18 protein-coding genes are annotated in these 24,706 nt (G+C 47.5%); all 18 read left to right on the top strand.

Going from position 1 to position 24,706, the window contains the following annotated elements:
* Positions 1 to 29: 29 nt before the first annotated feature.
* The gene (locus P364_RS0107580; RefSeq protein ID WP_024629540.1) at positions 30 to 935 is read left to right on the top strand and encodes an ABC transporter permease; all 906 of its coding nucleotides are present in this window, start codon (positions 30 to 32) and stop codon (positions 933 to 935) included.
* Positions 936 to 954: 19 nt separating this feature from the next.
* On the top strand, positions 955 to 2,781 hold the full coding sequence (locus tag P364_RS0107585; protein ID WP_024629541.1) for an oligopeptide ABC transporter substrate-binding protein: 1,827 nt from the start codon (positions 955 to 957) through the stop codon (positions 2,779 to 2,781).
* A 278-nt stretch (positions 2,782 to 3,059) separates the two neighbouring features.
* Positions 3,060 to 3,950, top strand: a complete 891-nt coding sequence (locus P364_RS0107590; protein WP_036664650.1) for a D-alanyl-D-alanine carboxypeptidase family protein — start codon at positions 3,060 to 3,062, stop codon at positions 3,948 to 3,950.
* Between the two features lie 111 nt (positions 3,951 to 4,061).
* Complete coding sequence (locus tag P364_RS0107595) at positions 4,062 to 6,494, top strand: S9 family peptidase (protein WP_024629543.1); 2,433 nt, start codon at positions 4,062 to 4,064, stop codon at positions 6,492 to 6,494.
* A 247-nt stretch (positions 6,495 to 6,741) separates the two neighbouring features.
* Complete coding sequence (locus P364_RS0107600) at positions 6,742 to 8,334, top strand: MFS transporter (protein WP_024629544.1); 1,593 nt, start codon at positions 6,742 to 6,744, stop codon at positions 8,332 to 8,334.
* A gap of 319 nt (positions 8,335 to 8,653) precedes the next feature.
* Positions 8,654 to 9,688: an LCP family protein gene (locus tag P364_RS0107605; RefSeq protein WP_024629545.1), complete on the top strand. Its 1,035-nt coding sequence runs from the start codon at positions 8,654 to 8,656 to the stop codon at positions 9,686 to 9,688.
* 188 nt (positions 9,689 to 9,876) lie between these two features.
* Entirely contained in the window at positions 9,877 to 10,302 is a 426-nt protein-coding gene (locus P364_RS0107610) for a CBS domain-containing protein (protein ID WP_024629546.1), read from the top strand.
* Positions 10,303 to 10,562: 260 nt separating this feature from the next.
* The gene (locus P364_RS0107615) at positions 10,563 to 10,865 is read left to right on the top strand and encodes a MazG-like family protein (protein ID WP_024629547.1); all 303 of its coding nucleotides are present in this window, start codon (positions 10,563 to 10,565) and stop codon (positions 10,863 to 10,865) included.
* Positions 10,862 to 11,782 (top strand): DUF2232 domain-containing protein, encoded by a 921-nt coding sequence (locus P364_RS0107620; RefSeq protein WP_236642445.1) that lies wholly within the window; start codon positions 10,862 to 10,864, stop codon positions 11,780 to 11,782. Before P364_RS0107615 ends, P364_RS0107620 begins: the two co-directional genes overlap by 4 nt.
* A gap of 11 nt (positions 11,783 to 11,793) precedes the next feature.
* Entirely contained in the window at positions 11,794 to 13,782 is a 1,989-nt protein-coding gene (locus tag P364_RS0107625) for a DHH family phosphoesterase (protein WP_024629549.1), read from the top strand.
* Complete coding sequence (gene rplI, locus P364_RS0107630; protein ID WP_024629550.1) at positions 13,779 to 14,222, top strand: 50S ribosomal protein L9; 444 nt, start codon at positions 13,779 to 13,781, stop codon at positions 14,220 to 14,222. Before P364_RS0107625 ends, rplI begins: the two co-directional genes overlap by 4 nt.
* A gap of 1 nt (position 14,223) precedes the next feature.
* A complete protein-coding gene (dnaB, locus tag P364_RS0107635; protein ID WP_024629551.1) occupies positions 14,224 to 15,585 on the top strand; it encodes a replicative DNA helicase in 1,362 nt (453 codons plus the stop codon).
* 445 nt (positions 15,586 to 16,030) lie between these two features.
* Positions 16,031 to 17,317: an adenylosuccinate synthase gene (locus P364_RS0107640; RefSeq protein WP_024629552.1), complete on the top strand. Its 1,287-nt coding sequence runs from the start codon at positions 16,031 to 16,033 to the stop codon at positions 17,315 to 17,317.
* A gap of 226 nt (positions 17,318 to 17,543) precedes the next feature.
* Positions 17,544 to 18,332, top strand: a complete 789-nt coding sequence (locus P364_RS0107645) for a hypothetical protein (RefSeq protein ID WP_024629553.1) — start codon at positions 17,544 to 17,546, stop codon at positions 18,330 to 18,332.
* 593 nt (positions 18,333 to 18,925) lie between these two features.
* On the top strand, positions 18,926 to 20,458 hold the full coding sequence (locus tag P364_RS0107650) for a peptidoglycan DD-metalloendopeptidase family protein (protein ID WP_024629554.1): 1,533 nt from the start codon (positions 18,926 to 18,928) through the stop codon (positions 20,456 to 20,458).
* 276 nt (positions 20,459 to 20,734) lie between these two features.
* Entirely contained in the window at positions 20,735 to 21,457 is a 723-nt protein-coding gene (gene yycF, locus P364_RS0107655; protein WP_024629555.1) for a response regulator YycF, read from the top strand.
* A complete protein-coding gene (walK, locus tag P364_RS0107660) occupies positions 21,457 to 23,307 on the top strand; it encodes a cell wall metabolism sensor histidine kinase WalK (protein ID WP_024629556.1) in 1,851 nt (616 codons plus the stop codon). The genes yycF and walK overlap by 1 nt, the downstream gene beginning before the upstream one ends.
* On the top strand, positions 23,291 to 24,571 hold the full coding sequence (locus tag P364_RS0107665) for a YycH family regulatory protein (RefSeq protein ID WP_024629557.1): 1,281 nt from the start codon (positions 23,291 to 23,293) through the stop codon (positions 24,569 to 24,571). The genes walK and P364_RS0107665 overlap by 17 nt, the downstream gene beginning before the upstream one ends.
* Positions 24,572 to 24,706 lie beyond the last annotated feature (135 nt).

Below are 24,706 nucleotides of genomic sequence, written 5' to 3' on the forward strand. Positions count from 1 at the left end.
GAACTTGAAGATTTCGGGGTGAAAATAAGATGAGCAAGGCCAATGATGTCGTTATAACTTCACAGAAGATTGATAAGAGCCCCTCCAGCTTGAGTATCTTATGGCGGGAGCTTGTCAGAGATAAGGTGGCACTAATCTCGCTCATATTTTTGGGACTGATCATATTGCTGGTTTACGGTACTTCTTTAATCCTGGATCAAGCTGAGATTGTAAAGGTAGATTTGTTCGCCTTGTATGAACCACCCTCCGCACAGTATTGGCTGGGAACTGATTACGGCGGTCGTGATGTGTTCGGACAACTGATCATCGGTACGCGTAACTCTCTAACCATTGGTATTATCGTCACGCTAATGACGGGTTGTATAGGTATCCTGGTTGGTCTGTTATCCGGTTACTTCGGTGGAATGATCGATAACTTGTTTATGCGTGTTGTTGATTTCTTCATGATTCTTCCGTTCTTGATGATCGTAATCGCGTTTGTTACAGCAGTACCCAAATATAATATCATCTCGTTTTCTTTAATCATGACAGCCTTTCTCTGGATGGGAATCGCCAGACTGATCCGTTCTAAGGCATTACAGGAGCGTGAACTCGATTATGTCAATGCTTCAAAAACGTTGGGATCATCCCATCTGAAGATTATGCTCTCACAGGTACTTCCTAATCTTAGCTCCATCATCATCGTCACGATGACGTTGAATCTCGCTGCCAACATTGGCCTCGAATCGGGACTTTCCTTCTTGGGATTTGGATTTCCGGAAAGTACACCCAGTCTTGGAACACTCGTAAGCTATGCTCGTAATCCGCAAACACTGGAATTCAGATGGTGGATATGGCTACCTGCGTCAATACTAATTCTGTTATTGATGTTGAGTATAAATAATGTCGGACAGGCCCTGAAGCGTGCGACTGATGCAAGACAAAGAAGAGGTTAAAAAAAGGGAGGAAAGATTCATGAAAAAGGGATTATTTTCACGGGGACTATTTTTCACGATGATGTTGGTCTTTGTACTGGCGCTTGCGGCGTGCTCGGAGAAAGAGGCGGCAACACCAACGCCTTCTTCGAACACAGGGGAAACAAAGACAGAGGAGAAGCCTACTAAAGAAGAGGGCGTTTACTCGATCGAAGATTTCAACAATGTCAAAACGAATGAAGGTACTGCTATTGAGGGTGGGTCCATCACATATGGACTGGTATCTGATACTGCGTTTGAAGGAACATTGAATTTTAACTTCTACTCCGGTAATCCGGATGCAATGGTTCTGCAATGGTTTGACGAAGGTTTGCTGACTTGGGATAAAGACTATGTATATACCAACGATGGTGCAGCAACGTATGAAACATCGGAAGATGGCAAAACGTTCACACTGACGATTCGTGATAATGTAAACTGGCATGACGGCAAGCCTGTAACGGCTGAAGATTTACAGTTTGCTTATGAAGTGATCGGTAACAAGGCTTATGATGGCCCACGCTATGATTCCAACTTTACAAGTGTAGTAGGTATGGATGATTATCACGCTGGAAAAGCAAAAACGATCTCTGGGATCAAGGTTCTTAGCGAAAAACAAATCAGCATTACGTACAAGGAATCTACACCTTCCCTGCTGACAGGTGGCGTATGGACATATCCGCTGGCTAAACATATCTTCGGTGATATGGATGTAGCAAAAATGTCTTCTTCCAAAGAAGTACGTGAGAAACCAATCGGTTACGGTCCATTCAAAGTGGAAACAATCACTCCAGGTGAGTCTGTAACTTTCGTTAAAAATGATGACTACTGGCGTGGAGCTCCAAAACTGGACAAAGTGACTTTGAAAGTAATCAACCCAACAACGGTTGTTCAAGAATTGAAATCTGGCGGGGTAGACCTCGTGGATTCATTCCCGACAGATCAATATAAAGACAATGCCAATATGTCCAACGTTGAATTCCTGGGTGCAATCGATCGTGCTTACACCTACATCGGTTTCAAACTGGGCACATGGGACGCTGACAACGGCAAAGTTGTAACAAACCCAGATGCAAAAATGGCTGACAAAATCCTGCGTAAAGCAATGTGGCAGGCTGTAGATAACGACCAAGTTGGTAAACGTTTCTATAACGGTCTGCGTTGGAATGCAACAACCCTGATTCCACCGTCTCACCCAGAATTCCATGATTCCAACAATCCGGGTGTAACTTATGACCCAGAAGCAGCGAAGAAGTTGCTCGACGAAGCAGGTTACAAACTGGATGGAGAATTCCGTACGAAACCGGACGGTTCCCCACTTGAAATCAACTTCGTATCCATGACAGGTGGCGACACCGCTGAACCACTGGCACGTTACTACGTTCAGTCATGGGCTGCAATCGGTCTGAAAGTAAATCTGGAAATGGTTGAGTTCAACAATTTCTATGACCGTGTAGGTAATACAGGTAAAGACGATCCTAAAGTTGACGTGTATCAAGCTGCTTGGGGCGTAGGTATTGACGTAGATCCAGCAGGTCTGTATGGCCGTGATGCACTGTATAACTTCTCCAGATTCTCCAGCGAAGAAAACGACAAATTGCTGGCACAAGGTGTATCTGCTGAAGCGTTTGACGTAGAAAAACGTAAAGAAATCTATAATCAATGGCAGCAGTACATGGTTGATGAAGTTCCTGTATTCCCGACACTGTACCGTGCTGTTGTAGCACCAGTGAACAAACGTGTAATGAACTACGCGATTGGTGATGGAACTGGCATTTACCTGAGCGATCTGGCAGTTAATGCGGATAAAGCTGCTGTAGCAGAATAATAAAAAAGCACTTGATCTATCACTAAGTGCCCTGGTTTCAGGAAAAGGTTACTCTCGATGATGTAGCAGCAATAAGGATTGGGGTCCTTTAAAGCGTTCGGTTGCTAGATCTAATGGATAAGATTCAAAAAACATGGATTCCGTACACTCTGGCATGGGGGTATGGGGTTCATGTTTTTTTTGGTAACAAATAAATAAAAAAAATTTAACTTTTTTTATAAAAATTGCAGACAAAATGCCTCTTCACTTCGTCTATATCTGTAAGAGGTGATTTTCTGATGAAAAGATGGTGGATACGGGCAGGAATGCTGCTGGCTCTACTGGTCATTATATATTTGGGTTTAAAACCGGACATGCTGGTGGGCAAACCGGGAATTAAAGCTGAGTCGGCTGTATTAATGGATATGAACTCGGAACAGATCTTGATCAATTTTAATGGTTCAGAGGAAATTGCCCCTGCAGGGATCAGTAAATTGATGACAGAACTGTTGGTCATGGAAGCGGTCATTAACGGAGAATTACGCTGGGATGACCCTGTTAATATCAGCCTGTATGCAAGTTCAGTAGGTGGCAGCCATCTGGGTTTGAAACAAGGGGAGCAATTTACAGTACAGGAGCTATTCCAGATTGTAGCCGTCTATTCCGCAAATGACGCGGCTATAGCTCTGGCTGAACATATTAGTGGGACAGAGCAGACTTTTGCACAAAAGATGAATCAGAAGGCTGCCGAGATCGGACTGTCTGACAAGACGGTGTTTACCAATGCAACAGGTTTAAGCGAAAAACTACTTGGTCCGAATCGTCCGAAGGACATACAAGGGCAGACTGTAATGACCGCTGTAGATGCATGCAAGCTTGCACGTTATCTGCTGAATAACTATCCCGAAATATTGAGAGTTTCCAGCCAAATGCAGGTGTCGATCCACCAAAAAGGAATGTACATGAGCAACACCAACTGGATGTTATCCTCGATCGGCGGGTCATACGCATACGACGGAAACGATGGATTGAAGACCGGATATGATGAGGATTCTGGCTATCACTTCGTGGGTACGGCTGAGCGAAATGGTAAGCGGCTAATTTCAGTTGTATTAGGTTCAGATAGTCGTGAGGGACGTTTTATCGAGACACGAAAGCTGTTCAATTATGGATTTTCCGGTTCAAAGTAAGGGGGAATGGAACTTCGGAGGGCTATGCTGTTAACCTATGGTTGACCATGGTAAAATAATTTACGTATAGTTCCAAATTATTATGTAATTTACTTTAAAGGGGGAAATGATTTGAAAGCAATAAGTAAAAAGGTATATGCTCTCACCCTTAGCATGGCGATGTCAATCGCTTTGATTCCACCAGCGGTCCAGGCAGCAGAAGCGGTGAAGCCTACGGCCACAGTTGCTGAGTCCATTGCTTCGAAGGCAACACAGACATTACAGCAACTGGGATACATAGATGGCACAACAGATGGAATGAAAGAATCACAAACGCCAATTACGCGTGCTCAGGCGGCAATCATCCTGCAGCGTGTACTTCAACTGGATGCTCCAGCGACTCTTACAGGTTTCGCAGATGTATTGGCTAAGGATGAAGCTGCTCCTGCCATTTACGCCCTGAAGCAAAGTGGTCTTATACAAGGACAAGCCAAAGGATACGCACCAGATGCACCTCTAACAAGAGCACAGATGGCATCGTTATTTACTCGGGCGTTCGAACTGAAAGATAATGGAATTCAGGTTGTATACAGTGATATGGCGCAGATTCCGAAGGTACATACGGAGGATGCCATTCGTCTGAAACAGCATTTTATTATCGAAGGCAGTGCGTTTAACGCCAAAAATTCGGTGACCCATGGCGAGTTCGCTGATGCGCTGTATCTCGCTCTTGGACTTGATGTGCAGTCAGAAGGCCTCACACCGCTGGAAGACTTCTTCAAACAGCCGGCTCAAGCAGCATTCCAAATGTCTCCGGATGGTAAACATCTGGCCTACATGGAGCCTTGGAACAACCGAATGAATATTGTGGTGAAAGAGAATGGTCAGGACAAGTCGGTACGTATCACGAGTGAGACTGAGCGCAGTATAGCCGCATTTGTATGGGCGACAAAGGATAAGCTGTTGTATGTCAAGGATGAGGCAGGGGATGAGAACTATCATATTTATGTAACGGATATGGATGGTAAGAACAGTAAGGATCTGACGCCCTATCCGAATACAAGGGCGATCCTGGTAGACTCCCTGGAGAATATTCCGGATGAGATTCTGGTAGGCATGAACAAACGAGATCCGCGGATCTTTGACGTGTACCGGATTAACATCAAGACAGGTGAGGCGGTGCTTGCTGCGGAGAACCCGGGCAATATTACGGGCTGGCTTACGGACCATGAGGGTAAAATCCGTGTGGCCATATCCAGTGATGGTAATGTCTCTTCGTTGATGTATCGTGAATCGGAAGATAAACCATTCGAAAACTTGATGACCACCAAGCTCGGAGAAACATTTGCTCCGGTGATGTTCACGTATGATAACAAAAACATCTATGCTGTATCCAATCTGGAACGGGATAAAACAGCTATCGTAGAATACAGCCCAAGCAGCAAAAAAGTAACGAAAACCATCTATCAAAACAAAGACGTGGATGTATCCAGTTTCGTTCCTTCCAAAGAAAAAGGAACCATCCTTGCAGCTATTTATGAGACGGACAAGATGAACTATGAATACTTCGACAATGATTTCAAAAAATTGATGCAGGAGCTTCAGGCAAAGGTTCCGGGTAAAGAAGTAAGTATCTCAAACATGAGTGAAGAAGGTCAGGTTCTGTTCGTAGCGTATAGCGATAAATCGATGGGTACGTATTACTTCTATGATTCCAAGACGGGTAAGCTCGATAAATTAGCTGACGCGGCACCTTGGATTGATGAGAGTAAAATGTCGGATGTAAAACCCATTACGTACAAGTCGCGGGACGGCTTAACACTTCATGGTTATCTGACGCTCCCCCAAGGGGCCGAGGCTGCCCAATTGCCACTGGTTGTTGTTCCACATGGTGGACCTTGGGCCCGTGACTCGTGGGGCTTTAATCCGGAAATTCAATTTCTCGCAAGCCGGGGCTACGCGGTACTACAGGTGAATTTCCGTGGGTCTACTGGATACGGCAAGGAATTCCTGGATGCCGGGAACAAAGAGTGGGGTAAAGCGATGCAGAACGACCTCACAGACGGCGTGAATTGGCTGGTAGAAGAGGGAACGGTTGATGCGAAGCGTGTAGCCATCTATGGTGGATCTTATGGTGGTTATGCAGCCCTGGCAGGACTGGCATTCACACCGGAAGTGTATGCGGCAGGAATTAGCTATGTTGGACCTTCCAATCTGTTCACGCTGCTGGATTCACTGCCACCTTACTGGGAATCGGAGCGCAACATGTTCTATGAACGGATGGGTGATCCGGTGAAAGACAAGGAGCTGCTGACAGCTGTTTCACCACTGTTCCATATTGATCAGATGAAAGCCCCATTGTTCGTGGTTCAGGGCGCAAATGATCCACGTGTCAAACAGGCCGAGTCTGATCAGATCGTGGAGGCTCTGCGCAAGCGTGGCGTGGATGTGCCTTATATGTTAAAAGCAAATGAAGGACATGGCTTCGGCAATGTTGAAAATCAATTGGATTTATATCGTGCGATTGAGAAATTCCTGAACCGCCACCTGATGCAGCAATCGTAGTTTAGTTCAACAAGAAGGCCGTCCCACAGGTTCTAATTAACCGGAGGGACGGCTTTTTGTTGTGGAGTAGGGTGTTGAATGAACGTGGTGTCCAAAATGGGTTCCAAGCATATCAACAAATTGACATATGGGATGATTGTATTTTAAAATGACCAATGAGTCATTATTGTTCGGTTTAGTTTAATATATATGTATCATTACAGCCTTACACTACTGGATTGCAATCTGATCGGGGAGGAAACATGTGATGCAAAAACAAATGAAATGGCCGCTTATCCTATTTGCTATCGGGGTGTTTATGGCTGCGCTGGATAACGGAATTATCACCTCGTCCCTAACCACTCTAAATGCATCGTTTGGCGTGTCGCCGACGTGGGGAGCATGGACAATTACCCTCTATACGCTTGGACTCGCGGTGAGTGTGCCGATTGCAGGCAAGCTTTCCGACCGTTATGGACGCAAGAAGCTGTTTCTGATTGAAGTAGCTTTGTTCGGAATCGGGTCTTTACTCGTTGCGCTAAGCACATCGTTTACCTTCTTCCTGATGGCTCGTGTCATCCAAGCGTTGGGTGGTGGCGGGATATTTATCATTGCGAGCTCTTACGTATTAAGCAAGTTCCCAGCGGAGCGTCAGGGCACAGCCTTGGGTCTTCTGGGAGGGATGAACGGGGTTGCCGCGATTCTTGGGCCGAATATTGGTGCCTTTATCCTCGATATCACGGGGAATTGGCATTGGTTGTTCTTGATCAATGTACCGATCGCCATTTTGCTGTTTATTGCAGGTATTCGTTATATTCATGAAGAACAGGAGTTGAGCCGTAAGGCGGTGGACTGGAGCGGTATAGCGGTCCTGACGCTGGGTGTGCTCAGTCTGATGTACAGCTTCAGCAATCTGGATGGCGTAAATATGCTGCAAAGTCTTGGCTCGCCGATGTTCTATGGCTTTTTCCTGGCAGGTGTGGTCGTTCTGGTTCTCTTCTACTTTCTTGAAAAAAGGCTTGAAGGATCACAACGTGAACCTGTTGTATCTACACAGCTTCTGGGCATTGCGTCCTTTCGTTGGACGCTGCTGATTGCCTTTTTCTCCGGAGCCATTCTGGCATCCGTGATCTTCATTCCAGGCTTTGTTGAGCAATACCTCGGGGTATCCAACACAGCCTCCGGCTACTGGTTTACGCCGCTTGCACTGGCTTCGGGAATTGGTGCAGGGGGTGGGGGTTATCTGGTTGACCGCAAAGGGCCAATCTGGACCTTATCCGTGGCAGGAGTGCTGTCGGCTATCGGTTTTCTGCTCTTCCCGCTGTGGGTAGAGCATATCTGGCAATTCGTAATTGCGAGTGTGCTCGTGGGGGTCGGCTTCGGTATGATGCTGGGAGCTCCGGTGAACGTGCTCGTTACCGAACAGGCGGGTGAGAACAACAAAGGTATTGCGGTGGCGACCAGTTCCTTGTTCCGTCAGATGGCTATGGCAATCGCGCCAACCATTTTTGCCGGCTTTCTGGCTCGTTCCTTCTCCAACCTGGGATCCAATATTCAACAAGGTCTCGCAGATCAGGGCATTCAGGTGCCACCCGAAGCGCTTCAACAATATGCATCTGGTGGCAGCGCAGCTTCAGGAAGCGATATTTCCAGCATAACCGAAGGACTCTCTCAAATTCCGGATTCGGGCATTCGAGATGTGCTGCTACAGGCTCTGCATCAGACAACCGGTGAGGGGTATAGTGGGCTGTTCTGGTCTGCGGTCATTTTCAGTGTGCTCACGCTGGTGGCTGCGCTTATTACAGGACGTCAGCGTCATAAAGAGAAACGGAATCTTGTAGAGACCGCATCAACAAACTGAATGGTTGGACATTCCACATCAAGAGAACAGTGCTCTTTTTGCCAGTAAAAAAGGGGGCTGTTCTTTTCAATTTAACCGTATTGTAACTTTTCATCATCCAGCAATGATTACAATAGAACGAGCGTGAGCGGCGTTTTCTTTTCAGATAGAGAAAACTTCAGAGAACACCGTGTCACAAGCCAATCCGCACGTTTAATGGTAATTATATAAGTTGAACAAATAATTAAAACTGGACCATTGCGGGGTCAGGACAAGTTATATTCAGCTTATATAGAGGCAGTATCGAATTTCATTTTGACAGTGAAGAAGGAATCGATGGATGAAAAGCAGAACTAAAGATAAGAAGAAGAAAAGAAGAAAAGGTCTATATATAACGCTCGTTTCGCTCGTTGTTTTGTTAATCGGGGGCTATTTGTTTCGTCAGCAGCTTGCTGTAGCAGCCTTCGATCTGTTTCTCGCTGGTTCAGTTGAAGATCAGTTGTCCCGTTCCTATGTTCCCCAGGAGGGTAACAATACGCCAGATCCAACCGTATATCGCAAAGAACCGTTCTCGGTGCTGCTGCTTGGTTCGGACAAACGTGCTTATGAGAAAACACGTGGACGCTCTGACACGGTCATCTATGCCGTTGTTCGTCCGAAAGAATCCCGTGTACTTCTGGTATCCATTCCGCGTGATACCTATGTTCAGATTGTTGGCCGTGATGCCAACAAGGATGGCGAGGATGATTATGACAAGCTTGCGCATGCCTACGCCTTCGGTGGGGAGAATATGTCTATCAATACGGTGGAGAAGTTTCTCGATGCGGATGTAGGCTACTATGCAACGATTAACTTTGACGGGATCAAAAAAGTCGTTGATGCACTTGGTGGCGTGAAGCTGCCGATCGATGAGGACATTGTGAACAAGAATCCGGAACATGTGCAGTTCACGATAGAAGGCGGCAAGCCGATCTATGACGGACAGGAAGCACTTTACTATGTGAGATACCGCGAGGATAGCGATTTTAATCGGACCAAGCGGCAGCAAATCTTCCTGAATGCGATGGCGAATGAGATGCTTAATCTGAATGCCATCAGCAAAATTCCGGAATTGATTCAGATTATGGGAGACAGCTTCCAGACGGATATGCAGCCTTCCTTCATTATTGATCTGGCCAAACAGGTACTGACGCAGGAAAAACCGCAAATCTCAAGCTTCACTATCTTGGGCGAAGGGATGCGGAAAGACGGAATTTATTACGGCAAGGCAGATGAGAAAGACGTCCAATATGCCAAAGAGCTGATTAACAACTGGATGGATGAATCGACCCCAGCCGGTGAAGTGATGATTCCTGACCGGCAGAAGATCGAATAACCAATTCCATACAGGTGTTATGTTTCAGAGAATGATCAGCAGTGCGTTTATTGGCGGACTGCTGTTTTTTTTCTTTGTAGAAGGAATTGAATGTTGTCCTTTTGGAACATCTGGCGTTCTGATTCGTATGATATAAGTTGAGTGAGATAAGCTGAATGATGAAATTCACAAGGAGGATACGTACGGGTATGAACATCGCATTTTTTTTGCTGCCCAAACAGGAAGTTACATGTGTAACGTCGGATTCTACTCTGCGGCAAACGCTGGAACGGATGGAATATCATCGGTTCACGGCGGTGCCCATTTTGAATAAGGAAGGCAAGTATATTGGAACGGTAACTGAGGGTGACCTGTTGTGGTATATGAAGAACTCCGAGGGAAAGATCTCATTTGAAAACGCTTCAAAATTTTTGCTCAAAGACGTCCCACTTCGCCTGGATATCAAGCCCGTATCCATTGAAGCCAATATGGAGGACTTGATTAATCTGGCCAAGGTTCAGAACTTTGTGCCGGTGGTCGATGATATGGAGCGCTTCATTGGTATCGTAAGACGGAGTCAGATTATTGAATATTGCGAAGGCATTGTAGCGAAGGAATCCATGAAAGTGAAGTAGCCGAAAACAAATTTCAATATTGTTGCAACCGCGTGGATAATCACAGCCGTCCGGTATCATGTTAAACTTAAGAAGAGCTGAACAAGATCGAAATTAAATGAATTTTCCAAGTTAAAATGCGAATTCGTTGTATGGGGTCCCCGCAAAGTTCCTAAAATGAGTTTCGGAGGACTTCTCCGCTTTTTGGGTAATTTTGCGGCCCCCCTTTTTATGCTATAATGGAGAATAAAGCTTTTTCGGGGAGAGTGACTTTCGCCAATATGCCTAAAGAACTGGATGTAGCCAAACGCGCTAAAGTGATTGAATGGCTTAAAACCGAAGTGCTTGATCAGGTATCCCGATTGTTCAAAGCGTTATGGGAAGGCAGCACAACCCGAATCGGGGACAGTCTCGCCAGTTTGATGATGAGTAGTTACATATTGGGCCGCAGGCTCGGTATTCCTTTCAAGGATCTGGATGCACTGCTTGTTGAGAAATTGAAAAAGCATAAACAGGAAGGTCACCAGCTGGAAGACTGGTACCAGGATATTTCCGCGCTAGAAGATCACATGCGTAAGAGGTGAATTTGTTGAAATTTAGCTTTAAATCAGCTGTCTGGAGCGTAGTCTATCTGCTCTTGCTACTTTCGCTGTTAACTCCTTTATCGGTTTTGGCCATATTTTTCATGATGATACCAGGAGTTATTTTGTTTGCTTCATTACCGGTAAAATCATTTATATGGCATCTCGTCCCAGTGGCGATTATTTTGGTGGTGTTTAGCCCGATTTATCTGTTATTACTGCTTTTGTTCACCCTGCCCGCGATCGTTATGGGCAATGCGTATAAGAAAAAGAAATCGGCCCTGTTCGCCCTAATGGTTGGAAGTGGAGCCATGCTGGCCGAATATCTGTTGCTTTTGTTGATTGGAAGTGTAATCTTCCAATTTGATTTGTCGAGTTATATTGATGATGTGGTTAGATTGACGATTGAACCCCTGACGAATACATCCAGTCAGATGGTAAATGGGTTTGTATGGACACCTGAAATGACTCAGGATGTTGCTAGGCAGACGCAGCTTATGATTCCGTTCGCCCTGGTGGTCACGTCTCTGGTCATGGCTCTAATTACACATCTCATTGCACGTCCGATTCTGAACGTTATGGGCGTGGCTGTACCGAAATTTCCACCTGCGCGTGAATGGCGTATGCCGCGTGCACTAATCTGGTATTACTTCCTGGCATTGTTGTTCGAGGTGATATCCAGACAAAGTGATGGAACGTACTGGACCATGATTGCCATGAACCTGTCGCCTCTGATCAATCTGGGCTTCATGATTCAAGCTATCGGCTTCTTCTTCTTTCTCTCACATGCAAAGAAATGGAATCCGGTTGTACCGTATTTGCTGGCGGCGGCAGTCTTCTTCATTGGACCGCTGCGGATTATCGGGATTATCGATCTGGCGTTCCCGCTTCGCGAGGCAATATCGAAACCAAAACGATAGGGTGATGAGTCATGCCTAAATTTCTGAAGAAACGCTGGCACGGCTACTATACCGTATGGGCGTTCATACTGCTGCTTCTGCTTGTTATGTCCGTGACCATCTATAACTGGACGCTTGGTTTGATTAGTCTGATACTGGCTTCGGCGCTGGGAATCGTCATGATTAAGGCGGAGCTCGCGTTCCGTCGTGAGCTTAACGACTACATTAATGGCCTGTCCATTCGGATTAAGAGGATGGAGGGGGAAGCGGTCAGCATGCTTCCATTCGGTATTGTGCTGTACAGTGAGGATCGTACAGTAGAGTGGCATAACCGCTTCGTCGCGGACATGTTCCAGGAAAAGACGATGGTGGGCAATCCGCTGCAAAATTTGTTTCCCAAACTTCCTCAACCGAAGGAAAAGAAGGATGGAACCAAGGAGTCGTCCAAGGAACTTCATGACGAATTTCAACTGGATGACCGTTATTATGGAGTCATTCATAATCCGCAGGAGCGGTATGTATATGTCTACGAAATTACGGAGCTAGCCATTCTACGTGATAAATATGAGAATGAACGCATTGCACTGGGCATTCTGGTTCTCGATAACCTGGACGAGGCTTCTCAAGGCATGGACGACCAACAGCGGACTGCGCTGATTGCTCGTGTAACCAGTGAGATTACGTCCTGGGCGAAGCGGTATGAGGTTTACCTGCGCCGCCTCTCCTCTGATCGGTATCTCATGATGCTGAATTATAAGTCTTTGCAGGAGCTGGAGCAGAGCCGATTCGTCATTCTGGATGAAGTCCGGGAGATGACCGCTGATCTTAAAGTACCGATGACGCTAAGTGTTGGACTGGCATTTGGTTCGGATACCATCAGTGAGATGGGAGAACTGGCTCAGTCCAGTCTGGATATGGCACTTGGTCGTGGTGGCGATCAGGCTGCTGTAAAATCTGGACAACGGTTGTCCTTTTACGGTGGAAAGTCCAACGCGGTGGAGAAACGAACACGTGTAAGAGCCCGGGTTATCGCCCATGCATTACGTGATCTGATGCAGGAGAGCGACCGGGTAATCATCATGGGCCACAAAATGCCCGACATGGATGCGATTGGCGCGTCTATTGGGGTATGGAAAGCGGCGAGTCTCTACAATGTAGAGGCACGAATTGTGCTGGACGGGCCCAACCCATCCATTGAACGAATGATGGAACAGGTGAACAAGGATGAGAAATTGTCCAAAGCTTTTGTGTTGCCAGAACAGGCTACTCAGATGATGACAGAACATACGCTGCTTGTTGTAGTGGATACGCATAAGGCATCCATGACCATGGAGCCGAAGCTGGTGCAATCCGCTACACGTGTCGTGGTTGTGGATCACCACCGTCGGGGTGAAGAATTCATTAACGATGCAGTGCTAATCTATCTTGAGCCATATGCTTCCTCGGCTGCGGAACTGGTGACTGAGCTTCTTCAGTATATTCATGACAAGGTACAATTCACTCCGCTGGAAGCGACGGCGTTATTAGCCGGAATTACAGTGGATACGAAGCATTTTGCACTTCACACAGGTTCGAGAACGTTTGAAGCGGCAGGCTTCCTGCGTCGTAGTGGTGCAGACACAATTATGATTCAGCGGCTCATGAAGGAAGATCTGTCAGAATATATTGCTAAGGCAGAAATCATAAAGCATGCTAAAATGGTATACGGGAACATTGCGCTGGCGGTCACGGACCCTGGCAACAAGATTCCACAGATGATGATCGCTCAAGTGGCGGACACATTGCTAAATATGACCGACGTGGTCGCTTCATTTGTCATTAGTGAACGTCCGGATGGACTGATTGGCATCAGCGCGAGATCGCTGGGGCGCATGAATGTTCAGGTGGTTATGGAACGACTGGGCGGTGGCGGACATTTGACGAATGCTGCCGTACAGCTTGAAGGAACGCTTGGAGAGGCAGAAAAACGGCTGACGAACGTACTGGCTGAAATCGAAAAGGAAGAGGGGCTGTTCGAATGAAAGTCATTTTTATAAAAGATATGAAGGGTCAAGGGAAAAAAGGGCAAGTGAAGGAAGTGTCCGAGGGATACGCACAGAACTTCCTTCTGCCACGGGGAATCGCACGTCCAGCAACAGACGGAAACATGAAAACACTGGACAACCAGAAGGCAGCGGAAGACAGACGTAAACAGGAAGAGAAAGCAGAAGCGGAAGCTCTGGCTAAAAAGCTGGAAGCTGAAGTGACTGAACTAAAAGCAAAATCCGGCGAAGGCGGCCGTCTGTTCGGTGCAATCACGAGCAAACAAATCGCTGAAGCTCTGGCAGCGAAAGGTCTGAAAGTCGACAAACGCAAAATCGAACTGGACGAGCCTATTCGCACACTCGGCGTAACGCAAGTCACCGTCAAGGTTCACCCTGAAGTGAAGGCAACCTTGAAGGTACAGGTAACGGAGGAGTAAGATGGGCGGCGAAATGTTATTCGACCGGATTCCCCCACAGAACCTGGAAGCCGAACAGGCCGTGCTGGGTGCAATCCTGTTGCAGGGCGAAGCCCTGATTACAGCGATGGAACGGGTGCAAACCGAGGATTTCTATGATAAACCCCATCAATTAATCTTTGAAGCGATGATCCAGCTGGGCGAGGGAAACCAACCGATTGACCTCGTGACACTGACTTCGCTTCTGAAGGATAAAGGCGAGCTTGAGGACATTGGCGGCGTCAGTTATCTGGCGAAGCTGGCTCATGGTGTACCGACTGCCGCGAACGTGGATTATTACGCTCAGATTATTGAAGAGAAATCCATGCTGCGTCGCCTGATTCGTACGGCTACGCAGATTGTAAGTGAAGGATACACGGGCGGCGAGGATGTTGCGGCTATGCTTGGAGAAGCAGAGCGGCGCATTCTGGAAATTTCCAACCGGCGTTCCAGTAGTGGTTTTATAGCCATTCAGGATGTACTGATGGAAGTATTCGATCGTGTGGAGACGCTGCATCAGAACAAGGGCACCACAACGGGCATTCCGTCCGGGTTCATCGATCTGGACAAGATGACCGCCGGATTCCAACGGAGTGACTTGATCATTGTAGCGGCACGTCCATCTGTAGGTAAGACCGCCTTTGCCTTGAATATCGCTCAGAATGTAGCCATTCGGGCGCAGGAGACGGTTGCGATATTCAGTCTGGAGATGTCAGCCGCACAGCTCGTGCAGCGTATGATCTGTGCAGAGGCCAATCTGGATGCGGGTGTCATGCGTATGGGTGATTTCAAAGGTGATGAAGATTGGCAGAAGCTCACGATGGGTATTGCAGCTTTGAACGAAGCAAACATCTACATTGATGATACACCAGGGATTACCGTAGCCGATATTCGTGCCAAATGCCGTCGTCTCAAGAAAGAGAAAGGTCTTGGCATGATTCTGATCGACTACCTTCAACTGATTAGTGGACGCGGTAAAGCCGGGGAGAACCGTCAACAAGAGGTATCCGAGATCTCACGTACACTGAAACAAATTGGCCGGGAATTGGAAGTTCCGGTTATTGCTTTGTCTCAGCTGAGCCGGGGTGTAGAGCAACGTCAGGATAAACGTCCGATGATGAGTGACTTGCGGGAATCGGGATCGATCGAGCAAGATGCTGACATCGTAGCGTTCCTGTACCGGGATGACTACTATAACCAGGAGACCGAGAAGAAAAACATTATCGAGATTATTATCGCCAAACAACGTAATGGTCCGGTAGGCACGGTAGAACTGGTCTTCCTGAAGAACTTTAATAAATTCGTTAACTACGAGCGGGCACATAATGATGCCTTTGCCATGTAGGGGACAGGCACAGACTGCCTTCGATAGGGAAGTGAAATCGTCTGTCCCGAGATCAACCATTAGATCCCTATGAACTCATAAATACGTTGTGAATACGATATATAGCGTTGGATGGGAATACGTATTGTATAACCGGGGTTAGCCGTCAAGCAAGTTTTGACTGGCTTCGCCGGTTTTTTGTGGCGGAATATTGAGTCAATTCCGAACATTAAGGTTTTACTATATCTAATTGTTCGCCATTTGATTTGACTTTGAAAAAAGGGACTGGTACACTAGTACTGCTGCGTTAAAGCAGCGAAAACCTTCCCTTGGATGTAAATAGAGGGGGATTTTCACTGTCCGTTAGCACGCTTCTCCGCTGGTAATTTCACTTCAAATTCCTGCCGAGATAGAGGACGGACAGACCAATACAAAGGTGCGCAAGGCACCCACGGAGGTATGTACTATGTCAACGGTAGTTGTAGTGGGAACGCAATGGGGAGACGAAGGTAAAGGCAAGATTACGGATTATTTGGCGGAATCCGCAGATGTGGTTGCTCGTTACCAAGGCGGTAACAATGCAGGACACACGATTCTGATCGATAACAAAAAATATAAATTGACGATGATCCCATCGGGTATCTTCTACACGGATAAAGCATGTGTAATTGGTAACGGTATGGTTATCAACCCGAAGGCACTCATCGAAGAAATTAACTATATTCATGACAATGACTTTACTACGAAAAACCTGTCTATCAGCGAACGCGCACACATCATCCTGCCATATCACATGGTATTGGATGCATTGGAAGAAGAGAGCAAAGGCCCGAACAAAATCGGTACAACAGGCAAAGGAATTGGCCCATGTTACATGGACAAATCAGCTCGTATCGGTATTCGTATGGTTGATCTGCTTGATGCGGAAGAGTTCGAGCTGAAACTGCGTCATTTGGTTAAAGAAAAGAACCGCGTAATCGAGCAAGTTTATGGCGGCGAGCCTGTAGATGTAGAAGAAATTCTGAAAGATTACCTCGGATATGCCGAAATTCTGCGTCCTTATGTTCGTGATACATCAGTAGTGCTCAATGAATACATCGATGAGGACAAAAAAGTATTGTTCGAAGGTGCACAAGGCGTTATGTTGGATCTTGATCAAGGAACTTATCCATTTGTTACTTCATCCAATCCGTCCGCAGGCGGGGTATGTATCGGCTCTGGCGTTGGCCCAGCTCGTATTCAGCAAGTTATCGGTGTGGCTAAAGCCTACACAACACGTGTAGGAGATGGTCCTTTCCCGACAGAGCTGCATGATGCGATTGGTGACCAAATCCGTGAGACGGGACATGAGTACGGTACGGTAACGGGACGTCCACGTCGTGTCGGCTGGTTCGACAGTGTCGTTGTTCGTCACGCACGTCGTGTTAGTGGCATTACAGGTCTTTCCCTGAATTCCCTGGATGTAATGACAGGTCTGGAAACGGTGAAAATCTGCACAGGATACAAATTCCGCGGCGAGGTTATCACTCACTATCCAGCAAGCCTGAAAATGCTGGCAGAATGTGAAGCAGTATACGAAGAGCTTCCAGGCTGGAGTGAAGATATCACTACGGCGAAGAAGCTGGAAGATCTGCCTGTGAACACACAGAACTATGTGAAACGTGTTTCCGAATTGACAGGTATTCCAATTGCGATCTTCTCTGTAGGCCGTAATCGTGAACAAACGAATCAGGTTCTTCCTATCTACGAATAAGCAGTTAGGCTAACCCGGCAACGCTAAGGTAGACATTTACTAATTAATTTGCCTAAACGGGCACCATAGAGCCCCAGTTATCGCTTGATTTTAGCGATGGCTGGGGTTTTTCGCGTGCCTTCCTGATATAATCCCCGAATTTCCGTCAATACTGGGTAACAGTAGACTCATAGATCCTGAATATTAAATGTGATATGGGGTCGGAAAACGGAGGGAGAGAACGGGAATGAAGTTGTTTCAATGGTTTATTAAAGTTGTACTTACCGTGATGCTGGTCAGTTCGTTGACTTTGCTGACAACCGGATTAATTGTTCAGTCATATGTAAAATCGCTGCTGGCGAGTTTCAATATTCAGTGGGAAGGCCAGCCTATGGGGTTAACGGCTATGTTTCAGGGGGCACTGGGAGGTAAAGCTGTTGAAGAAAAGAAGCCCGGAACGGGCACGACAGACCAGCCGGCAGGAGCGGAAGAGGAACATGTTCCGGAAGATGCGATATCTGTCATGGGCAATGGGACAGGGAGTGGAGAGTCCGGCGCCAGCACAGGCAACAACAGCACTGGACAGGATACAGGCTCAGACGGGGATCAAGGGACAGGTTCAGGAACAGACTCTTCCGCTACCGGGTCTAGCTTAGCGGGCGGCTCTGGTACGGGAACAGACGCAGATGCTGGCACAAATACGGGCACCGATTCAGGAACAGCAGCTGGCAATAGTACAGCATCAGGAAACGGAACAGGTACGAGTTCCGATGGTACGGCTTCTTCAGGGAATGATGAGATTGTAGTATCCCCGGATGACATTACAGGCAAGAAGGATAAGCTCCCGTTGGAGGAAAAAGAAAAGATATTCAGTCTGCTGATGAACAAGCTGCCTCAGAAAGAAATGCAGCAGATTTCAAGTGCCATGGAAGGTGGCCTGACCGAACAGGAGCTGCGTGACATTGAGCAGGTGATTTCTAAGTATCTGACCAGTGAAGAATACGATAACCTGATGGAAGTCCTTCAGGCGGAATAAATCAAAAGGTTGTAGGAGCAGTTCGGCAATCCTTTGCTAGATATATATTCCATAGAAATCGAACAGATCGTATTCGGGGAATTGAGGCTGAAGCAAATTAGGTTTCTAGTAATGAAAATGCAAAAAATGGTTAGCATATAATCCTACCAATTCGAGGCATCCTATAGCATGACTTTCATGAAATCCCTTACCAGAGATGATCTGGCAAGGGATTTTTCACTTGTATTTTTATGAAAAAGAAAACACATTACAGTGGGTCTTAGAACCTAGTCTTAAAAAATGATCAAAAGTACATAGTATACCTGAAAAAGGGGCAATATGGGGAGAAGTATCGATCTGCCATCTTATGGATAATACAGGAAAACCGTGCGTGGCGCGGCTTTGCGCTGTGATGAGTACAGTTGAAATGAGTGTAAAACCTGTGTTAAAGTATACGGGTGTGATAAAAGGTTAAAATTTTGACACTTTTATGTGCGCAGCTAAAGTCCTGATTTGCGGACACCCGAATACAAATATCGACAAGCATGGGACAGACACAATGGGTGATGTCTTGACAGAAATGCGAACTAAGAAGTGCTGAAAAGGAGAGAATCATGAAAGGTTTCAGAGGCATACGCCAACCGGGCAAGAACCGGGAACACGAACAATCCGGGGAACACCGGACGGCCGAAGACAAAAACAACATGAGCATGTCCAACTTCAGTGGTAACAAAAAGCGCGTTCTGGCTTCGCGCAAATGGATCATTACAGCAGCATGCGGTTTATTCATCGCTGCATCGATCGGATTCGCAGGCAAACAATACGTTGCTGCAAACACCGTTCCATATTACAAAGTGATGGTCAAAGGCAATGAGATTGGCACCATCACGGATGAGGCGCAATTACAGAAATTATTTGCAGACAAAACTGAGGAATTCCAAAATAAATATCCAGAAGCGGAAATGGTGCTGAACACAGACGGTATCACGACCGAAACCATTAAAGCATACAAGCCCGTAGTGAACAGCGATGAGACGCTGGACAAGCTCGGTGACATGCTGACTGCCTATGCCAAGGGTGTAGAGCTCAAGGTAGACGGTGAAGTGATCGGCATTGTGAAGGATCAGGCAACAGCTGATGCGATTCTGGAACAAGTGCAGAACCAATACATATCGGCATCGGCTGTGCGCAGTTCGCTCAAGACGAAGTCGGTATCGGCAAACTCATCGAAGAAAGCTGAAGGGCCAAGCACAACGCTGAAGTCCGTTGGCATCAAGGAAGATGTGGCAACAGATGTGGTGAAGGCTGATCCAAACAAATTATGGGATGTGTCCGAGGCGGTTAAAGCTTTAACCGTTGGTAAAGACGCGCCTGTAACCTATGTCGTGCGTGAAGGAGATACGATCTCTTCCATCGCTGCGAAATACGAAATTACACAAAGCGAGATTCGCCAACATAATCCGGGCATCAAGGAAACGTCGCTGCAAATTGGGGACGAGCTTACGCTGACGGTGCCAAAGCCAGCGGTTACCGTTAAATCGGTGGAGCAGGTTGTTGAACAGATTGAGATTAAACCACAGGTGGAAGTACGCAAAAGTGCTGAGCTCAAAGCAGGCACAACGAAAGTGGTGCGTCCAGGTCAAAGCGGTCTGAAAAGCATGCAATATCGGATAACGAAGGAAAACGGTGAAGTCGTTCAGGAGGAATGGCTTGGCCAGGAAGTCATCAAAGCAGCGGTTACTGAAGTGGTCCTGAGTGGAACCAAAGTAGTCGGTGAAGGTTCAGGCGAATTTGCCTGGCCGGTATCCAACGCTACGATGAGCAGCAGCTTTGGACAACGCTGGGGTCGTCAGCACAAAGGTGTCGATCTGGTTGGTAACCGTGATGTGAAAGCGTCTGATGAAGGCGTGATTACTTTTGCAGGACAGAAGAGTGGTTATGGCAATGTTATTATTATTAACCATCGTAATGGGTACGAAACACTTTATGGACACTTGAACAGCATCGGCGTTAAGGTTGGACAAGTCGTTGAAAAAGGCGAGAGCATCGGCGTAATGGGCAACACGGGTCGTTCGACAGGAACACATCTGCATTTTGAGATCATCAAGAACGGAACGGTTGAAAATCCGATGACGTACTTGAACTAGTTATATCGCAATCCAGAGCAAGGTTGGCAGTTGATGCTGGCCTTGTTTTTTGCTGCTGTAAAAATTTTTCATTTTGGAGTACACATTGACCCTGAACGGGATGTGACGGTGCTTCAGGTATGTTAAACTATAGACTATAGGCAACAAGCCATATGATATGGACGATAGTCAAAGAATGAGATAGAAACAAGTTCAACGAGGCTTTGATTCAAGCTTAATATAAGAGAGATAGACCGCTCACGCGGATCAAGCAGGATATAGGGGTGAAGACAGCCGATGCAGGGGAAGATTTTGGTGGTGGACGATGAACAACCCATTGCGGACATTCTGAAGTTTAATTTGGAAAAAGAGGGGTACGAGGTCATCTGCGCTTTCGATGGCATTCGTGCGGTTGAACTGGCGTTATCCGAGAAGCCGGATCTGATGCTGCTGGATCTGATGCTACCGGGTAAGGACGGCATGGATGTGTGCCGCGAGGTGCGTGCCCATCTGGAGATGCCGATCATTATGCTGACCGCCAAGGATGGCGAGATTGACAAGGTGCTCGGTCTGGAGCTGGGTGCGGATGATTACGTGACAAAACCTTTCAGTACACGCGAGCTTCTCGCACGGGTGAAAGCACAGATGCGCAGACGGCAGAAGCTTGCCATCACGGCTGAGGCGCCGGAAGACGAGGAGAAGCAGGTCATGCGTTTATTTGATCTGGCATTCGATATGGATATGTATACAGCTTACAAAGGTGGAGAACCGCTGGATCTGACCCACCGTGAGTATGAGCTTCTCTATTACATGGCGAAGCATTCGGGTAAGGTCATGACCCGTGAACATCTGCTGCAGGCTGTATGGGGATATGAATATTTCGGGGATGTACGTACCGTGGATGTTACGATTCGTCGTCTGCGTGAGAAGATTGAGGAGAACCCGAGCAAACCGGAAACGATTCTGACTCGCCGCGGGCTGGGTTATCTCGTGCGCAGTCCCAAAAGCGTGGGGATATAATGGGGCGATTCTCGCGATTTTCGTTCTTTCGAACGATTCAGGCGAAACTGATTATTATCTATGTACTGCTGATTCTGATTGCGATGCAATTGATCGGCGTTTATTTTGTCAGTGCGATGAAGAACTCGCTGACCAGCAACTTCACGGAGGATTTGCAGGCGCGGGCTGAGATGCTGTCTGTGCTTGTGGGTGAGACGATGGCTGGTGGAGAAGCCGAGGCTGGCGAGGACAAAACGGAAAATCTGCGTGTGTTGGTAAACAATCTGTTCAACATTAACGGGGCCGAGATTCAGGTGCTGGATGCCAGCGGCAAAGTGCTGACCACTTCGCTAAGTTCCCATTCGGACTATGTTGGGCGCAAAAATACCCAGACCGTTGTCAGCCGTGCGCTGCAAGGCATTCGGGACAATGAGGAATATATCGTAGACGAGGATAATGTTCGCAAAAAGGTCGTTGCCAAGCCAGTGTTATCCGGCGGCAAGATTATTGGCGCGGTGTACATCGCCGCCTCGATGAATGAGTTATATGCCACAATGGAGGGCATTAACAAGATTTTTATTTCCGGCATTTTGATCGCCTTGGTATTAACCGCAGTGCTTGGTGTTATTCTGTCACATACGATTACGCAGCCGATCAAGGAAGTCACCCGAAGGGCGACGGCGGTTGCGGAAGGCAACTTCGACCAGCAGACCCCTGTATTCGGAACGGATGAGATTGGACAGCTCAGTCGGGCGTTCAACTATATGACCAGCAGGCTTCGCGATGCACTCTCCCAGAACGAAGAAGAGAAGGAGAAGCTGACGTCCATTCTCACGAATATGAGTGATGGCGTGGTCGCAACAGATGAATATGGAAAAGTCATTCTGGTGAACCGGCGTGCCAGCAGTATTCTGGGCATGCGTCCAGCGGACATTGAGGGACGACACTTTGCCGTACTGCTCGGCATTGATCCGGAAGATGCTGAAGCGTTAGCCAGTGGCTTCACGGGTTCGACGCTTCTCCAGATTGCGCCTGCTGGACAAGAAGACCCCGTTGTCATCCGTATGACATTTACACCGGTTCATCGCCGTGAGCTGGGCATTACGGGTACAATTGCTGTGCTTCAAGACGTTACGGAGCAGGAAGAACTGGAAGCATCGCGGCGTGAATTCGTGGCGAATGTATCCCATGAGCTGCGTACACCGCTGACTACCATTAAGAGCTATGCAGAAGCGCTGGATGATGGCGCTCTGGAAGATCCGCAGCTCGCTGGACGATTCGTTGGGGTCATTCAGAATGAGACGGAGCGCATGATTCGATTGGTTACGGATCTGCTGCACTTGTCACGACTGGATTCCAAGGAAGCTTTGCTGCGTAAACAGCCGACGGACATCATGGAGATGCTGGAAGAAGTATCAGACCGTTTTTCATTCCAGATGCATCAGAAGGATATTCAACCTGTGCTTTCTGTGGAGAACGGGATTCCAGCGGTTCCGCTGGATCGGGACCAAATTGATCAGGTACTTGATAATGTCGTGTCCAACGCGCTGAAATACACGCTTGAAGGTGGCACAATCACCATTGCAGCCAGACGAAATGATGATCATACTCTCGCTATATCGGTGACCGATACGGGGATGGGGATTCCACAGCGGGATCTGGATCGCATTTTTGAACGGTTTTATCGGGTAGACAAGGCTCGTTCCCGCAGTATGGGCGGTACAGGGCTTGGTTTGTCCATTGCCCGGGAAATTGTGAAGGCTCATGATGGTCATATCTCACTGGAGTCCGAGGTGGACGTGGGGACGACGGTAACGTTCACACTGCCCATGCGCGAGGAAGGGGGTGAGCACCTTGAAAGAGCGGATTAAATCTCTGGTGCTTGCTTCCCTCGTCGTTGCCAGCTTGGTACAAAGTTATTTCCTGATCTATCGTTTGCCCGGTGGGGGCGATTCGATTGTCACGTCAGAGACGAACTATGTGAAGACCGAGAATATGGGTCAGGAGCGCAATATTGAAGAGTTAATTTTTCCTGATCAGATGGTTATTCATCTGGGAGAGGACAAACATACGGTGTTTTATCCGGGCAATACGTTCTACCAGTTGATTTACTCACGGTTGCAGGGTCGTACGTTTGATGATTTTCAGCGACGTAGCGTGCAATCCATCAATTGGGATCAGATTCGCAAGGAGAATCCTGGCTTTGAGCTGTCGTTCAAGGAAGGCATCCCTGTAGCGTTATTACAGCGCGTGATGCGGCTCGGGACAGACTCTCTCTTCCAAGGGGAAACGATTAATCGGATCTCAATATATACAGCAAAAAATGAGACGAAGGCTCACGCACTGTTCTTTAGCGCCAAAGGCGATGTGGTCTACGAGGCGACGCAGGCGGATTTGACGGTACAGGACGTACAGCAGCACGTCGACTTCGGCAGCAACTGGACACCTTATACGCTGATGGATGGTGGATATTATATCCCGGCGGAGGCACTGGAAACCATTGAAGCCGACGTGCCTACAGGCCAATTCACTGTCGAGCAGATGCAGCGCAGCCTGTTCTTTGATCCAAGCATGACCCGAAACATTCGGGAAAAAGACGGTTCGGAGATCTATACGGATAGCAAACGCAGTCTGCAAGTCAAACAGGAACAACGCTGGATTAGCTACACCGACCCGGCGGCACCGCCTGCGGGACAGATTGATGCAGCGAAGGATGCGTTGTCCGCGGTTGATTTTGTCAATCAGCATGGCGGCTGGAAAGGTCGATCACGCATGATGCTGGATACGACCGATACGAAGACAAAGCTCCAATTCCAGCAATATTACAGCAGCTTCCCGATTATGGACTCAATGCAGTTCCGGTTCGGCACGATCAGCATGGAAATGCAGCAGGAGACGGTATCCAGCTATGAACGTTCGCTCGAATATCTGAACGAAGGTGCGGAGACGAAGAAATCGGTCAAGCTGCCCGGTGGGGACAAGCTGAAGGCGCTCATCCAGAAGGTGGCGGGCACCAACCGTAAGGTTGTAGACGTGTATCCAGCGTATCGTCCATCCAGCATTGAGGACGGGCTGAAGCTGATCCCGGTATGGGTAATCCGTTTTGGAAACGGGGAGGAAACCACCGTTTCTTGATGGGTTATAGGATATGAAGTCATTTGATATTCGGGCGAGGTTTAAGATCACACGTTAACGGAGGGGGCAGAAAAAACCTGAAGAAGCGAAGCGCTCGCCTTTATCACCGGATTTCTCCCTTAGGAAAAGGGAATC

This window comes from Paenibacillus sp. MAEPY2 (assembly GCF_000499205.1).
In the GTDB taxonomy this organism is placed as follows: Bacteria; Bacillota; Bacilli; order Paenibacillales; family Paenibacillaceae; genus Paenibacillus; species Paenibacillus vandeheii.